Origin of the sequence: Niastella caeni (genome assembly GCF_004834005.1) — a bacterium.
Lineage (GTDB): Bacteria > Bacteroidota > Bacteroidia > Chitinophagales > Chitinophagaceae > Niastella > Niastella caeni.
The window spans coordinates 419,805-437,087 of sequence record NZ_STFF01000005.1 but is presented as its reverse complement, the minus strand read 5'-3'; the positions used below and the strand labels follow the sequence as shown (position 1 = coordinate 437,087).

At 43.2% G+C, this 17,283-nt stretch carries 8 protein-coding genes; 5 read left to right on the top strand and 3 right to left on the bottom strand.

From position 1 onward, the window contains the following. Positions 1 to 101: 101 nt before the first annotated feature. The 4 genes from rpoN to FAM09_RS19490 all read left to right on the top strand — a co-directional run bounded on the left by rpoN (position 102) and on the right by FAM09_RS19490 (position 6,795). Positions 102 to 1,532, top strand: a complete 1,431-nt coding sequence (gene rpoN / locus FAM09_RS19505) for an RNA polymerase factor sigma-54 (protein WP_243751719.1) — start codon at positions 102 to 104, stop codon at positions 1,530 to 1,532. Positions 1,533 to 1,650: 118 nt separating this feature from the next. Further along, positions 1,651 to 3,195 (top strand): sigma-54-dependent transcriptional regulator, encoded by a 1,545-nt coding sequence (locus FAM09_RS19500; RefSeq protein WP_136578812.1) that lies wholly within the window; start codon positions 1,651 to 1,653, stop codon positions 3,193 to 3,195. Positions 3,196 to 3,313: 118 nt separating this feature from the next. Further along, positions 3,314 to 5,308, top strand: a complete 1,995-nt coding sequence (locus FAM09_RS19495; protein WP_136578811.1) for a PAS domain-containing sensor histidine kinase — start codon at positions 3,314 to 3,316, stop codon at positions 5,306 to 5,308. Positions 5,309 to 5,319: 11 nt separating this feature from the next. Then, on the top strand, positions 5,320 to 6,795 hold the full coding sequence (locus FAM09_RS19490) for a hybrid sensor histidine kinase/response regulator (protein ID WP_136578810.1): 1,476 nt from the start codon (positions 5,320 to 5,322) through the stop codon (positions 6,793 to 6,795). A gap of 88 nt (positions 6,796 to 6,883) precedes the next feature. Here the strand turns inward: FAM09_RS19490 and FAM09_RS19485 are convergent, their stop codons facing one another. After that, a complete protein-coding gene (locus FAM09_RS19485; protein WP_136578809.1) occupies positions 6,884 to 7,540 on the bottom strand; it encodes a porin family protein in 657 nt (218 codons plus the stop codon). A 437-nt stretch (positions 7,541 to 7,977) separates the two neighbouring features. On the opposite strand from FAM09_RS19485, the gene FAM09_RS19480 reads away from it, so the two are divergent. After that, positions 7,978 to 9,693 carry a hypothetical protein gene (locus FAM09_RS19480; protein ID WP_136578808.1) on the top strand — a complete coding sequence of 572 codons (1,716 nt, stop codon included), beginning with the start codon at positions 7,978 to 7,980 and terminating at the stop codon, positions 9,691 to 9,693. 125 nt (positions 9,694 to 9,818) lie between these two features. Here FAM09_RS19480 and tamL read toward each other — a convergent pair whose 3' ends face one another. Then, positions 9,819 to 12,116 (bottom strand): translocation and assembly module lipoprotein TamL, encoded by a 2,298-nt coding sequence (tamL, locus tag FAM09_RS19475; protein WP_136578807.1) that lies wholly within the window; start codon positions 12,114 to 12,116, stop codon positions 9,819 to 9,821. Beyond that, complete coding sequence (locus tag FAM09_RS19470; RefSeq protein WP_136578806.1) at positions 12,103 to 17,217, bottom strand: translocation/assembly module TamB domain-containing protein; 5,115 nt, start codon at positions 17,215 to 17,217, stop codon at positions 12,103 to 12,105. The genes tamL and FAM09_RS19470 overlap by 14 nt, the downstream gene beginning before the upstream one ends. Between the last annotated feature and the right edge of the window lie 66 nt (positions 17,218 to 17,283).

Sequence of the window (17,283 nt, the reverse complement as noted above, 5' to 3'; positions counted from 1 at the left end):
GTAAAAAAACGGGTCAAGGGCAAATACTTAAAAATCAACATACTAAAAATTAATCTCTCAATTAGGCAAAGTGGAAAGCATCTTGAAGTTAATAAAGAAAAATGAACCGTATGTTACAGCAGAACCTTGTGCAGAAGCAGGAAACCAAAATATTGCCTCAACAGATACAATTACTCAATTTATTCCATCTAAATACGCTCGAATTAGAACATAGAATTGAACAGGAACTGGAAGACAATCCTTTTTTGGAAAAGAAGGAAGACGAAGACGAAGATAAAGGCGACAAGTTCGCTAAAGAGCAAGTGCAGGATTACCAGGATTGGGATGAGTATGGTTACGACGATATTCCTGATTACAAAATGGAGTACAGCAATTATCTGCCTGATGAAGAAAAAACATTCAGTCCGCTCAAAGCAGGCACCGACTTCCGGGAAGACCTGAAGAAGCAATATCGCCTTTGCTGCAACGATCAGGAAGAAACATTGCTGGCCGATTACCTCATCGATTCGCTGAGCGACAATGGCCTGCTCGAAATACCACTGGATAAGGTAGCCGAAGAATATTCGTTTTCCTGCAAAACATGGCTGGAACCGGAGGCTTTTGAACAAATACTGATGAATATCCAGAAACTGGATCCCATTGGTATTGGCGCCCGCAGCATTTGCGAATGCCTGTTGCTGCAGTTAAAAGCCATGAACAAAAAAAGACCCGATGTACAAAAAGCCATCTGCCTGCTACAAGAGCATTATCAGGACCTGCGTAACAGGAACATGGATAAAATAATGGAGTGCCTGCACCTGGAAGAAGATGAATTAAAGATCATCCTGGAACTGGTGAGCTCCTTAAAAATGAAACCGGTGGCCGAAGTTCAGGAAGGCAGCACCCCCAACAGTCACATCATCCCCGATTTTTTAATAGTACAGGAAGGCGACTACCTCGAAGTTTCGCTGTATAACCAGCGGTCCTCCTCACTTTTTATAAGCCGGGAATGGAAGGAAATAGTAGCAGATAGCCAGAAAAACAAGAAAGATGCAGCAGCGGCACAATATTTAAAGAATAAGTACCAGTCGGCCCAATGGTTTGTGAGCGCCATCCGGCAGCGGGAAGGTACTATGCTGCGCATTATGAAAGCCATTGTAAACATGCAGTATGATTATTTTCGCGAAGGCGATATAAAACTGCTTAAACCTATGATCCTGAAAAATATTGCCGACAAAACCGGCGTAGACATTTCTACCGTATCGCGTATAACCTGCAATAAGTACGTAGATACGCCTTTTGGCATGATATTACTGAAAGACCTGTTTACGGAAGGCATTATCAATGAAAAAGGAGAAGCCATCAGTAACCGGGTTATCCAGGTAGCCATTGAAGATGCTATTGAAAAAGAAGATAAAAAGAACCCATACACCGATCAGCAACTGGTAACTATCCTGGCAAAAAAAGGATTTTCAATTGCCCGCAGAACGGTTGCAAAGTACCGTGAAATATTGCAAATACCGGTAGCGCAAATGCGTTCAATATGGGCATAGCCCTTCGGCTTCGCTCAGGGCGGCATTGTTAAAAAGATACTAAATTTTACGCCTTTAACCAACCTGGTTATCCTAAAACAATCCATCATAAACTCACAGTAAAAAAGTAAATTTGAAGATGCCGAAAATATTAGTAATCGACGACGACAGGGATATTTGCCTGTTATTAAAGCGCTTTTTAACCAAGCATAACTACGAGGTGGCTGAGGTGTATGCCGGCAAAAAGGCATTAGAGTTAATGAATTCATTCACGCCCGACCTGGTTTTATGCGACTTCAGGCTGGATGATATGGACGGTACTACTTTACTGGTGAAAATTAAGGAACAATTACCCGAAGTTCCGGTCATCATCATGACCGGCTACAGCGATATTAAAGTGGCTGTTGAAGTAATGAAACTCGGAGCCTACGATTATATAGGTAAACCATTATTTCCCGATGAAATATTGGTTACCATAAAAAAAGCGTTGCAAAATCAAACTGCTACAACTCAATCAACTGCCTCTACCTCCCAGGCGGCGCCTGCTTATACGCCACCTGCCACTACCGAAGAACCGAACACTTTAGATAATAAGGAAAAGAAGCAGCAGGTCATTATTTCAGGCGACTATATTTTCGGGGACAGCGAGCCCTTTAAAAAGATCCTCAAACAAATTGACCTGGTAGCACCTACCAATTATAGCATCATTATTTATGGCGAAAGCGGCAGTGGAAAGGAAGCCATTGCACAGGAAATACACAAACGCAGCCGCCGTAAAGCGATGCCGTTTGTTGCCATTGATTGCGGAGCCATGTCAAAAGAACTGGCAGGCAGTGAACTGTTCGGTCATGAAAAAGGATCGTTCACCGGCGCCCTGAATCAAAAAACAGGCAATCTTGAAATAGCCAATGGCGGTACAGTTTTCCTTGATGAAGTTGGTAACCTGTCATACGACATCCAGGTTTCTTTGTTACGCGTGGTGCAGGAAAGAAAAATGCGGCGGGTAGGGGGCACAAAAGACATTGACCTGGATATTCGCATCATCGTTGCCAGCAACGAAAAGCTATGGGATATTGCGCGCAAAGGAAAGTTCCGGGAAGACCTGTACCACCGCTTTAACGAATTCAGCATTGTGGTGCCGCCATTGCGCGACCGTAAGGAAGATATTTTGGTATTTGCCCGCCATTTCTTACAGCAAACCAACAAAGAGCTGGAGAAAAATGTAAAAGGATTTACCAAAGAAGTTGAAGATATCTTCAAGAGCTACATCTGGTATGGTAACCTGCGCGAATTAAAGAATGTAATAAAACGGGCAACGTTGTTGGCCGAAGGAACTTACATTGAAGCCCATACGTTGCCTTTCGAAATATCAAATTTTACCCGGTTGCAATTTGACGAGGCACCGGATACCACCACCTATTTACAATCAGAGCCCAAACCAGCTATATCAACCCCTCCGATTCCATCACCTATTTCTGAAGCAGAAATTCCCCGGCCGCATCCGCATCATTCACACAGCGAGCTATCATTAAAAAATGCGAGTATTGATGCCGAGTACGAAACGATCATAGAAGCACTGAAAAAATCAAACTTTAACAAAAGCAAGGCTGCAAAATTATTGAACATCGACCGCAAAACATTGTACAATAAAATGAAGCAATACCAGGAATTCAATAACCAGTAAATTAAAATGCTAAACACTAAAGGCGCTACGCATAACGCCCAATACATTTTGGTTGGCGTTGTATTCTGCGTTAGGCATTTTGCGTTAAGCATTAAGCGTAAAATAAGTCCAGGCTTTGATGGAACAACTTTTAAACCAGGAGATTAACCCGCTGAAGCTTTTGTTTCAATCCATAAGCGACAATGATGGGCTTCCGGATAAAATAACCGACTTTTTTCCGGCGATAGTCTATATCTATGATGCCGATGCCCGTAAGCTAAAATACATCAACCATAAGGTGACCGACCTGCTCGGTTATTCTTATAATGATGTACAAACCTGGGACAATGATCTCATGTGCATCGTTCATAAAGACGATCTGGAGAATGTAAATAAGGAGATCCAGAAATTTTTCGCATTACAGGATAATGAAAGCTACAGTTATAATGCCCGTTTAACGCATAAGGCCGGTAGTTGGAAACACTTCCGCACGATGGGCACGGTACTTAACCGCGACTCAAATGGCCGTGCTGCGTCTATATTATTTATTGCCCAGGATATTACTGAAGAAGTTGAAACCGGCAACCAGTTCAAACGTATAGACGAACTGTTTAACGACACCCAGGACCTGCTCAAATTCGGGGTATGGGAATGGAGCGTAGCTGAAAACAAGATCACCTGGAGCAACGGCATTTATAGAATATTGGGTTACGACCCCAAATCAGAAAAAGACAAACTGCATATCACACCTGAGTTTTACCTGCAGCATGTAATAGATGCTGACAGGGATAAAGTATTATATAACCGGAAGGATTACCTGGCGCATCACGAATACGATCTTCATTACAAGATACACGACCGCAATGGGCGCGTAAAAGATGTTCGGGAAAAAGCCAAAGTAATCCGAAATGATAAAGATGAGTTGTTGCGCATAATAGGCAGCACGATAGACATTACCGAACAATCACAACTGTATCGCGACCTGGCCGCTTATAAGGCCATGAAGCAGGAAAATGAAGAATTCCTGGATTACGGCACCTGGGAATTTGATGCCCGCACGGAAAATTACTTCTGGTCAGATGGCATGTACCGTTTGTACGGGTACGATCCGGAAACAGACAAATACAAGATCGTTGTAAATGAGGCCCTTTATCAAAAACATATGGATGAAGAGCATTTTGAAAGAAGTAAATCCTTTACTGACGCCATTATAGCCGAAAAAGAGAAACCCGAGAATTTTGTTTCAGAATACCAGATCAAAGCCAATGACGGAAGCATAAAAAGAATAGAAACTTCCGGAAAACTACTTTACGATAGTGATGGCAAATGGTTAAAAACAATCGGCACCTCACGCGATATTACACGATTACGTTTATACCAGTCGAGCCTGGAAGAAAAGATAAAAGACCTCGACCGGAGCAACAAAGAGCTGGAAGAATTTGCCTATGTGGCCTCACACGACATGAATGAACCACTGCGAAAGATCACCACTTTCATAGAGCGGCTCGAAAGCAAATACAAATCGGAGCTGGGCGCAGATGGCAAGTTGTATTTAGCCCGCATTTCCGCTTCGGTGGAGAATATGCGTCACCTGATTGACACGCTGCTTGAATTCAGCCGTACTGCCCGCAGTAACCAGCCTTTTTCACAGGTTAACCTGAATGGGATCTTAAAAGAAGTTCAAACCGACCTGGAATTAAAAATTGAAGAAACAACAACCACTATTCATGGAGATGTATTGCCCGTTATTGAAGCGATCCCCTCGCAAATGAAACAACTGTTCGATAACCTGTTGAACAACTCCATCAAATTCCGCCAAACCAATTTAAGTCCTATCATAAGCATCCGTTGTTTACGATTGTCGCGCCGGCAAAAAGAACAACATCACCTCGACACCAACAATACCTGGTTTAAGATCGACTTTTCCGATAATGGCATTGGATTCGAACCGGAATACAGCGACCGGATATTTCAGATATTCCAGCGTTTGCATGGAAAGACCGAATACCCCGGTTCGGGCATCGGGCTGGCCATTTGCAAGAAAATAACCGATCAACACAAGGGCCTTATTTATGCAACCGGCGAACCGGATAATGGCGCTACCTTTACTATAATATTGCCGGAACATCAATAACATTAGCTGAGATGATAGTATCAAACTTACAGGCTCGTATTCTCATTGTGGATGATGATGAGGATGATTATTTAATTACCAGCGACCTCATACGCAATATTCCTTCTTCCGGTTTTTCAATCAACTGGTGCTTCACGTATAAAGATGCACTGGAACAAATGAAAAACCGGGCGTTTGATATTTATTTTATTGATTACCTGCTGGGCGCCAAAACCGGCCTCGACCTGTTGAAGGAAGCCGTTGCCAACGGTTGCGAAGAACCAGTGATCCTGTTAACCGGTAAAGGCAACCATACGGTTGATATGGAAGCCATGCGGGTGGGCGCCATGGATTACCTCGTAAAAGGCGAATTAAATGAAGAAAAGCTCGAACGCTCTATTCGCTACGCATTGGAGAGATCAGCCTCTGTGAAAGCGCTGCGGGCCAATGAGCGCAAATACCGCAACATGTTCGAGCGGTCGAAAGACATGGTGTTCACGGCCGACCGGCAAGGCCAGTTTAAAGACGTAAACAGCGCCACCACCGACCTCCTGGGCTATACCAAAGAAGAATTGAAACAAATAAACGTTTACGACCTTTTTATTCAGAAGAGAGAAGAGGAAAGGTTCAGGTATTTGTTTACCGAACGGGAGGAAGTGAACGACCTGGAAGCAGAGATACGCACCAAACAAGGCGATCACCGCATTTGCATTATTTCTGCCTCCCTCGAAAAAGATAACAACAACCAGGATTACATGCAGGGGATCGTGCATGATATTACCAACCTGAAGAAGGCGGAAAAAGCCACCCTGCAAATAGAAAAGCTGGCTGCCACCGGACGGCTCGTACGTACCCTGGCCCACGAAGTGCGTAATCCGTTAAACAATATCAATCTGTCGGTAGAACATTTGCGCGAAGAAACAGCCGCAAATGAAAACGGCTCCACGTATCTCGAGATCATTCAACGCAACAGCAATCGCATTGGAGCGCTCATCACGGAATTATTAAACTCTTCCCGGCCTGCAGAAATGAAAATGGAGCCGCATGTGCTGCAAAGCGTCATGGATGAAAGCATACTGGATGCCATTGACCGGTTAACATTACAACGGATAAAACTGGAAATAAAATATCCCGATATACCGGTGATAGTCACCGTTGATAAAGAAAAATTAAAGCTTGCGTTCTCCAATATTCTCATCAACGCTACCGAGGCCATACATCATAAACAGGGACGCATATCAGTGATCATTAATGCCGATCCCGACCACAGTATAGTTATCAGCGATAATGGCTGTGGCATCAGTGAAGAAAATATTTCACGTTTGTTTGAACCCTATTTCACCTCCAAACGTAATGGTATGGGCCTGGGCCTTGCCAGCACATTGAATATCATTCAATCGAATAAAGGTACCATTGATGTTAAATCAACCTTGAATGTGGGAACATCCTTCATCATTACATTCCCCAGGAACGCAGAAGGAGAAGTGGCAACGAAGAATGAAAAGTAAGAAAGTGCATCCTTACGCTGTTAGCAAGCATGAAAGAGTCCCGATTTAAAATCGGGACTCTTCTTTTGAATCCTCAAACCCGTATCGCTCAAAATCCTAATCCTATGTATAATGAGATAGCGCTGTTCTTGGAATCTTTTGTCAATGCTCCAGCCAGGCTACCGGATTTACCTATTTCCCTGAAACCATAATTGTAACGGGCGCCTATAGTAAAGTTAGAAATATCTATACCTAAACCACCTGCCACACCATAATCAATGCGATTGAAATCATCTGTGTCAAGGTCGGCGATCTCATCAATAGTGCCATTATCTTCCAGATCTTTGATATTCGCCTCGGCGAGATAAGCAATATAAGGGCCTACATGCAGGTTGAAATTTTTGGCCACATTAAATACAGCCAGCACAGGCATTTCAATATAATTTAAATTGAACCTGTATTCACCTTCGCCCTCGATAAAATTATCATATGTTTCTTTAGCGCCTTTGCTTGTATACAACAGCTCAGGCTGAATAGAAACGCCCCGGCCAAGAGGCAACTTGGCGAAAAAGCCAGCATTGAAACCTACTTTCATGTTCTCATCCGACACATCCTTTACATACATATTGGTGAGATTCACGCCCCCTTTAATACCGAATTTTGGCGATAAAGTATTTTCTGCCGGGGTTTGCTGCTCTTGCGCAAAAGAGCTGGAAACTGCTAATAAAGCGGATGATAATACCGCAACACACATAATCTTTTTCATAAGAAATAATTTACAGATCTATTTTTATTTACTACCTGTTAAAATTCTATGCCTCCGCCTTAAACTATTATAAATACTGCATTTCAGGCATTTTACCGTGGAAATATATCCTCGCCATTGCCGCAAAATGGTTAGTTATTTTCTTACCTCATATAGCAGGCACAATAATTTTTAATATACCTCAAACGTAATCACTTTACACATGAGTAAGTTTTTCAGATGGATAAAAACAATTTTAGTTGCCGTGGTAAACGTGTGTTTACTCAGGGTATGTACTTGACTGGTTTAGAGTTGTATTCAATAAAACATCTCATACAGGCAGAAGAATAAAACAATTTGTTTTAAACAGATTGTAGTAAGTATACCGGTATTATTTAAACGAACACAAATATAAAATAAATATAACCCATAGCTATCGCCCCTAAAAGATACATATAATGAAAAAACTGATCTTTTTATTACTCCTTATCCTGTTGGCTGCAGCCGGCCTGGTTTATTACAAAAAATGGCGCAGCGAGTTCTTACGTCAGAAAGTGCCACAGCTCGTGTTCCTTGAATCGGATAGTTTATATCGCATTACGTACGAAAATGTTGATATTGATGAAGTAGATGGAGAAATTGTCATCAGGAATTTACAACTCATACCCGACTCTACTTATAAAAAACCAACAGACAGCACATTGCCAAGGAATCTGCTTAAAGTTACTGTTCCTGAAATTATAGTTACGGGCGTTCAAACAGATGAAGCGGTTTTGAATAAGGAAATAATAGCTTCCACCATCAGGCTTACCAACCCGGTGGTAACTATGTTCAATAATAGCCGGGCCGAAAAAGATGCAGACTCCACCCCTACTTCCGATAAAATATACAAAATACTACTGCGTGGACTTGAAAAGATCAATGTAGATACCATTCTGATCACAAATGCAGATTACCATATTTGCACCTGGCCAGGCGGCGACACCATTTTCAGCGGCTCTAAAATAAATGCACAGCTTCATCACATTACCATCAGCGATAGTACCAGTATCGACACATCACGGGTGCTGTTTGCCAAACATGCGGCTTTAGATGTAGAGAAATTACTGTTACGAAATAAGCGTAACCTGTATCATTACCAGTTTAATAATATCCAGGTGCTATCGGGCGAAAGATCTTTCGCTGTAAAAAACTTACATATTATACCACTGTTGGGCGAAACTGCTCATATGCGGGCAGCTAAATGGCAAACCGACCGGCTCGACTTTGATCTGTACAACCTCCTGTTCAAACGGGTAAATGTGCAGGAACTGTTGAATGGCAATTTGATTGCAGATGAACTGTCAATAAAAAATGCCCGGTTCAAAGTTTTCAGAGATAAAGCGTACCCCATGAAAAAAGAAAGTAAGATCGGGCATTACCCGCACCAGCAATTAATGAACTTACCCATTGATATTTCACTGAAGAAAATCATTGTACAGCAAGGATACATTGAATACAAAGAAAAAAATCCGCAAACCGGCAGCAGTGGTATTATAACATTCGACGATGTACGCGCCTCCTTACATAATGTTACCAACCGCAGCAATAACTTACAAAAGAATGGTGTAATGGTTGTGCACTTCAACAGTCGCTTTCTAAATAAGGTCCCATTATCAGCTACCCTGCAATTTTATTTGAATAGTAAAAACGGGAAATTTGCCGTCAATGGAAGCATGAAAACAACTGACGCAACGATCTTTAACCGGCTCAGCAAGCCTATGGCCATGGTGGAGATCAATGCCGGCACCATTCATAGTCTTGACTTTAATTTTAATTGCGACAATTACAGGGCCATGGGAATAATGCGCCTGTTGTACGACAACCTGAAAATTAAGCTGCTAAAAAAAGATGAAGAAGGAAATGTAGCATATAAACCTAAGAAAGTAATCTCCTTACTGGCCAATATCGCAATTATAAATGCCAACCCCGATAAAAACAAACCGGTTCGAACTGTTACCGTTAACTACGCAAGAGACACTTACAAGTCTATGTTTAATCTTATCTGGAAATCTATATTTGAAGGTGCACAAATAACGATTGGGATAGATGGTAAGTTACCTTTAATGAAAAACCAAAAAAACAAATCAAAAGAACCAAATCATAAAAACCCAAAAGAAGAACAAACCCAATAAAATCAAATCCTAAACTGTATTATTTGGAACTTGATTTTTGTAATTTGGAATTTTAATGCTGTAACTGGTAACAGCCCCTTTCTCATTCCTCATTCCTCTTTTCTAATTTATCATTCTTCATTTCCCTAGAACGGATAACCTATCGCCAGGTTAAACACCAGGTTTTCTCTTCTCCATGTAGGGTTGGCAAAATCAAACTGGTTCAAGACCCACCGTTGGCCGGCAGGCAACCAGGGTTTGCGTATGGGGAAAGCCAGGTCGAAACGCAGTACCAGGAAGCTCAGATCGAACCGGATACCAACACCTGTTCCCGCTGCCAGCTCACTTAAGAACTTAGGCGTAAACAAGGAACCCGGCTTGGTGGTATCTTCATTATATAACCACACATTCCCTGCATCCACAAATACAGCGCCCTGTACAATGCCCGCTATCGGAAAACGCAATTCTGTGTTCAGTTCCAGTTTTATATCGCCCGGTTGTTCAGAAAGCAAACCAATATTTGGCGGCGGCTCATACTTACCCGGTCCTACTGAACGGCTTCTGAAGGCCCTGATACTATTATTACCGCCCGAGAAAAATTGCTTTATATAAGGCAGTTGATGCGAATTGCCGTAGGGTATACCTATTCCTACCATAATGCGGTTGGCCCAAACGCTATTCTCCTGCACCTTTCGGTAAAACCTGAAATCAGATTGCAACCGGGTGTATTGTGAAAATTGAGCGCCGAATATTTTTACCGTATCGCCTTTGCTGATATTGGCGCCGGTAACCAAACCGGCTATATTACCCGACAGATCAATGCCAGCATTTAAGTAAAATCCATTCACCGGTTTATAGTTCAGCACATTCGTATACGTATAAGAGTAGTCGGACCCTAATATAAATTGCTTTTCAATGGCCTTCAGCAAAGTTGGATTTTTCAGGGCGCTGTCATCATAGGCCGGGGTAACATTTGCAGGTTGAATATAATTTATACTGATCGGGTTCAGCTCATGTTCTTTTTCAATGTTTTCTTTCCACGTATAACCGTAACTGGTCCTGAAAGAATTCATGGTGTACAGCTTTTGCCTTTGCAACACATCGTAGCCCAGCTTTATGGTTGTTTGGGGCAGAAAGCCTCCTTTTGTATTGAAATTAAAGAATGGCACCAGGAACCGCGGGAACGAGAAAGAAGGTTCCAGTCCATACCGGAAAGTATTGTACCCCCTGAACTGACCGCTATATTGTATTTCAAAACCGGCCGATGCTTTCACCATGAATTGTTCACCACCCCGCAGGGCGTTGCGGTTTCGCCACCCTATGGTTATATTTGAACCGGTAAGGTTGTTCGATTTTGTGTTGGCGTTCAACTCAACGCGTAGCGACTTCTTTGGTAAGCGGGTAAGATAATAAAAGGCATTTAGCTTTGCCGAATCTGTATTTGGCACTACTTCAAACCGGTTCTTTACAAATTTGAAAATGTTCATGCTGATCAACCGGCTGATACTGGCATTGTGATCGGTGCGGTTATATACATCACCGGGATCAAAAGCCATTGACTGCTGAAACAGCTTGGGCTTATAAAACTTACGCTTGTCTACTACATAGTATCCTTTGTAATAAGTTGCGCCCGTTTTACTGGTATCCATTTGCCCCGGCTCCAGGTTAAAGCCGGTAAAAATAAATACATCATTTATGCGAAACACTTTTTCCGCTTCCGTAGGGATGGTAGGTTTAACGGTTACAAACAGATCTACTTTATTATTACCTACGGTTGTATCTGCTTTTATAAGCAGGTATTCAGGACTAAAGAAATAAAAGCCATTTTCCTTCAGGTGATTGTCTATCCGTGTTCTTTCAGTTGTAATTACATCCAGATCGAACGGTTTATTTGCTTTAAGCAGCGTTTTTGGCATCGTTTCCCGAACACTTTTATGTAGTATGGAACTGTCGCCTTTAAATTCCACTTTTTGTACATGGTACTGACTGCTTGTTGTAACCGGGTACCCGGCTGCAGCTTTTTTACCCTTTAAAGTAGTATCACCTTCCACGTGTGCATTGAAAAAACCCTTGTTCACCAGGTGGCTTTGTAATACCTGAACATTATGGTTGAGGTTGAGATCACTTAATAAAACCGGTGGTTGCCCAAATCGTTCTCTCAACCATTTACCCGGTCCTTTTTTAGCTTTAGCGAATGCGTTATATATATATAACTTAAACGGCAGGCCCAAAAATTTTGCATTAGGCACCGGCCGGGTAAGCGAGGTCAATTGTTTGCGCAAAGCTTTTTTCTTTTTATTCGATACCTGGTCGTCTTTAATACTTACCTGCGCCCCTGTATACAATGCTTCGCCCGGGGGCAGGTTCTTTGTACTGGAACAGGCATAAAAGAACAATACACCCAGTACCAGCAAAAAATAATATGTTCGGCTAGCTTTCTTCACGCTTTTCGGCTTCCCTGTTTTCAGGTGATGGAATAGTTGTTTGTGGCGGGGTTGGCGGCGGCTGGTCTTTTTGTTCGGCTTCCCGGGCCCGTTGAATTCTTTGCCGTCTTTCTTCCCGGCCCTTTTTACCGAGGAACAGGTTCCTGAACTTATTATAATCAAGGGTAATAAGAAACCCAACGCCTGTTTCTATTACATAGCCTTCAATTACGCCTTCATATTCGTTCTTGCGATAGGCCCGTAACATATACCGGCGGTCTTTACTTATGCTATAATCTACAGCTACATTACCTGCAATGTTGCTGGAGTTACGACCAGTATTCTGCGACCCTTCCAATTCAAAATTATTACCTACTGTTACGGTCAACCGGTCGTTCAGGAGACGCTTCGATAATGCCACATTTAAGTCGGTACGGGTTTGTGCGCTACCGGTTGAATAATCGTCGAAAGAAGTTACATCGAAATTGATATCAACTCCCTGCACCAGGTCACCCGCCAGTCTGTTCAATTGCTCGGTCAATAACTTGCTGGCGCTTTGGCGGGCCAAAGATTCAGCGGTTACCCCGCCTGCGCTGCTTTCAAATGGGTTTTCACCAACAAACCGGTTAAGCAACAACAAGGAAAATACCTGCTTATTCAACTCCGAGGGTTCCTGCCGTAATTGGGTAAGCCGGTAATTGATGGTAGTGGCTGTTCCCCTTGAGATCTCATTACTTTCTTCTGGTAATTGAATGTCAAAACTTACCTGCGGTTGTAATAACTCTCCTTTTAATATAAGTAATACTTCAAAGGGCAGGCGCTGTAAATACGCATTACGATCACTGGCTTCTGCATCGGCAATCTGGTTCTCTACCAGGTCCATAGGTGCGGCCTTCGTTTTATAAATGGCCGTAACATCCAGATCGGCTTTGGTTGGCTCTCCATTCCATACAATTTTACTTCCTTCCTGGATCTCGAACTTCCGGCGCAAAAAATTATAACTCAGTTCATAGGCGCCGCTCTTGATTTCGTATGAACCAGACAAAGTGGTTTTACCGCTCGGGTCAATGCCACCTGTAAGCAATCCCTCGCCCTGCATGCGAATGAAATCACCATTGCCTTCATCCACGATCATACTGAATACGGCTTCTTTCTTAATTTCAACGTTGGCCGAAATATCAAGACCGGTTAAGAATGACCTGTTCAGCGAATCAAAACCGGCACGGGCGTTCATAAATAATGAATCGTTCTCCGGCGCATCCATATCAACAAACTGTACAATGCCTTCGCGCTTTACAACAGATGGGTTTTGTTGTGGCAGTACCACTGTTACGTTTGTTTTATCGGCAATGGTAATACTTCCATCTACTACCGGTCGCTCAGCCGTTCCTTTTAGTTTCATATTGCTACTAAAGATCAACTGGCCATAATACAGCCTGTTCTGCTGCTTGGTGCTGTTCATTGCCTGGAAGTTGTTGGCCCGCACACTCAGATCGAACCGGTATTTTGCAAAATCCGTAGTATAGATCATGCCATTGATGGTAGCTTTGTTCTTAGCGGAATCCTCTATTATAAAACTGTCGAACCGGATACCCTCGTTGTTAACTGCTATTCTTTCATCTTCAATGTGGAAATAACTGTTGAGCATGCTCAGATTAAAGTTCGTCTGTTTAAAATTCAGCCCGCCATCTATATTTAGTTTCCTGAATGATCCGGATACATCAAACTGCCCGGTCACACGTCCCGACGCATTACGAATGGCGCCATTGGTTGCACCTTCTATGGTGGCTAAATTCAATGTATCCAATGCCAGCCTGAACCGGAAATCATTTCCATTCACCGGTTTTAAATAAAAGTCTCCGTTTACTGTGGCGTGGTTACCACGACCAGTTAATAATATATCGGCATTGATGATGTCGGGGGTTGTATTCTTCGCTTTAACTATAACATTACCCACAGTATCACCTTGAAAATTAAGGTTACCAATGGTTACATCTCCCGAAAACAACGGCTGTGTGGTAAGGTTATATAACAGGATCTCTCCATCGAGCGTTCCATCCACTGCCATGGAATCGGATGTAACAAAAGCGGCCAGGGTTGAAATTTGAAAACTGGTAAAGCTGGCCTCTGCCGGCGCATTGAGCATATTCCCTTTGCTCTTCAGGCTAAACTGCTGGAAGTTGTGGTTCAGCATAAAATTGTTCACCCTGAGATCATTATTCGTAAGGTGTATTACGTTATCCGGCGCCACGCTCCACAGGTCATAATTCAATAAAAGGCTATCTGGTTTCAGGCTGATATCGTATACGCCAAATTGAGGTTGCCTCATTAATCCTGGTATTGAATATTGTACTCTTCCGGTTTGGTCGTGAAAACGGGTCAGGAAGTCGACTTTATTATTAGCGGCATTGGCGCGAATGAAAGCTTTGTAAACAGTGTTTCCGCCGAAATGTATTTGGTCGGCAGTTGTAGTAGCGTATAATGCGCTGTCGCGAACCCCCGCCTGCAATTGCATATTGTTAATAGAAATGACGTTGGTAACCAGTACAGGCATCTGGGCGTTTGCCTGCCAGCCGCTATCGCTGGCAAAATGCGCATGTACGTTAAGCGTTCTGAATTGTTGCAATGTAGGGAACGCCACTTTTAACGCGGGGTTATCTGTAACATATAATTCCAGCCTGAAATTAAAAGGGGTAGTAGCTGCTGCCGGTTGTTTGGCTGGCATAACTGAAAAATAGGGTTGTACCATTTGCGAAAAAATGGTTCCCAGTTGGGTTAATTTATACCTGCCGGCCAACGTGGCTTTTGCCACATCGCTTTGCAATGTGAGGCGACTGCTATCGGCCATGCGATCCGCTATTATGGTAACGGTATCCAGTTGCAAGCGGTCATTACCGGTTACCAGTAAGGAGTGAATGATGTTTACATTGCCCTCCAAACTATCGGGGTTTATATTGGGCAGGTTGGCCACTATTTTTCCACGGTAAATAACCTCCTGTGGGGTTAAATTAAGAGGTTTTGTTTTGATGCTGTCTACCATAATATCCGCCGTAAGCGCCGGATCTGCCAATGCCAGGTTCACCGAAATACTGCCCCCGAGGCGAATATTTTCATCAGCAATATTCACATTGCCTTTTGCCTGCTGGTCTTTAATGGCAGCATCTAGGTTGATGTTGCTGTAATTATATTGTTGAAATCCGAATGATTCAACAGTACCTTTTAGGGTAGCGTCGGCTGTTTGCTGTGTCAATCCTTTGCCCTGCACCTCCACATTGGCTGTTACAGCCTGCAGGTTGGGATTTTTTAGAATCGTTCCGGCCTGTACCTGTTGCGCCTGCACCTGCATATCGTAACTGGCCGCCTTCATATCCTGGTAGTTGGCCATAGTGCCGTTCAGGGTAATATTGCCCGACGAGCTTTTTACCTGCACATTGGTGCGCATTTGCCGGCCGTTTCCTTTAACTGTTCCCGTTAGTTGCAGGGTGGCAGGAATTTCCACCTGGGCGCGTATCGCTTCGGGGAGGAATTTTTCTGCATCTTTTTTGGTTGTACGAATTTCATTGATGCGTACATCGCCATACAGCTTATCAACCGAGGGCAACCCTATGATCGTTCCGGCCACATCGATCTTTGTATTGTTCCATCCCTGCACCTGTAATACCCGGGCAGTTAGCCGATCAACCCGGCCCGCTACATCGGCATTGATCTTAAATACGGTTGCAGGGTCGCTAAATACAGGTTGCTTTTTTAGGGCAGGAACAAAAAATAGAATGTCTTTATTGGAAACATAGCAATCAGGCAATACGGCCTTTACCTGTAAACTGCCAATGTCTTTTTGTACGCTTTCAAGCGATGGATAATCGAGATGAATAGTATGTCGCAACCGGGTACCCGGTGTTTTAACAAACAGCCGATCGGCGTGTACTTTTTGGCCGGTGTACAAAAAATCACCCTGCAGTTGTTGCAGGGCAAAACCGCTTTGCTCTTTAAATGCGGCTTGTTGTACAGAAGCGGTTATTGAATCTACATCCATTAAAATATTACGGGCCTGTAAAGTGATGTCAGTTGCTTTCAGGTGCCCATAATCAAGCTCCTGTTTTTTACGGGGCTGGCTTTCATCGTCAAACTGGAAATGAGTTCTTTGAATGTTTACGTTACGCACATTTACCAGCCAGCTTTGGGCCACAACATCTTTGGCTTCTGTTTTTGCCTTTTCGGCAACCAGCTTTGCCGATTCTGTTTTACCCATTAACACCTGGGTTTCTGCTCCCAGTAAACGAAGATGGTCTAAAATGATCCGTCGCCCGTTCAGGTCGGCCGTGTTCACACGTGTATCCAGGTTTTGCACCTTTGCCTTTGTATACAAAGCCGACACGTTATTCTGGTAATCGATATCAATATTTTTAAGTTGTACCCGCTTCAGGTTAATAACGGGCATAGGGGCCACTGTTGAATCGTTGGTGATCACATCCTCTGCCGTTACCAATGGCTTGTACTGGTATAACCGGGCCGTTAGGCCGTTCAGGTTAATCGTGGGCACATCGAAAAACTGCTTTTGCGGATCAAACTTATTTATATGGCTATCGAAATGGTCAAGCTGAATGGCCCAGTCATTTCCCGAGATCGTATCCTTATATATAAACCGGATATCGTCGAGGTATAAATTGTCAAGTCCCATTTTCAGGGCTGCGGTATCGGCGGGATTGGCGGGCTTTTTATTTTCAACGACAAAAGCGTCTATAAGGAATTGAAAATTAAAGACAGTATCCGGCAACTGCCGTTTTATTTTAGCAGTCATGTGTTGCAGCCTCAGGTCGCCGATCTGCACTTCATTCTGCAATAATTTGAATAATTGAATGTTGACCTTGATCCGACCGCCGTATAACAAGGTATCTTTTGTTTTGTCTTCCACATATACGTTATCCAATACAACGGAGGAGGGAAAACCGATACGTAAACGGCCGATCTCGAAGCGGGTGCCCAGCTTGTGCTGCAGCCAGGCCTGTACTTTTTTCCGGGCAAAGTTTTGTACCGGTGGCGTTTGTACAAGTACTGCTATCAATAGCAGTGCTGCAACTATCCACAAGAGCACTTTAAAAGTTATTTTAACCGCTTTCTTCAACGTTATTAGCTTTAGCGTACTGTATATCCAATCAAATACTAATACAATAATGCCGGGATCCTTTTT

What these genes read in the sequence shown, in the direction of transcription:
- FAM09_RS19485 (WP_136578809.1), bottom strand. Translation starts at nt 7,540, where the DNA reads ATGAAAAAGATTATGTGTGTTGCGGTATTATCATCCGCTTTATTAGCA.
- FAM09_RS19500 (WP_136578812.1), top strand. Translation starts at nt 1,651, where the DNA reads ATGCCGAAAATATTAGTAATCGACGACGACAGGGATATTTGCCTGTTA.
- FAM09_RS19495 (WP_136578811.1), top strand. Translation starts at nt 3,314, where the DNA reads ATGGAACAACTTTTAAACCAGGAGATTAACCCGCTGAAGCTTTTGTTT.
- FAM09_RS19480 (WP_136578808.1), top strand. Translation starts at nt 7,978, where the DNA reads ATGAAAAAACTGATCTTTTTATTACTCCTTATCCTGTTGGCTGCAGCC.
- FAM09_RS19490 (WP_136578810.1), top strand. Translation starts at nt 5,320, where the DNA reads ATGATAGTATCAAACTTACAGGCTCGTATTCTCATTGTGGATGATGAT.
- rpoN (WP_243751719.1), top strand. Translation starts at nt 102, where the DNA reads ATGAACCGTATGTTACAGCAGAACCTTGTGCAGAAGCAGGAAACCAAA.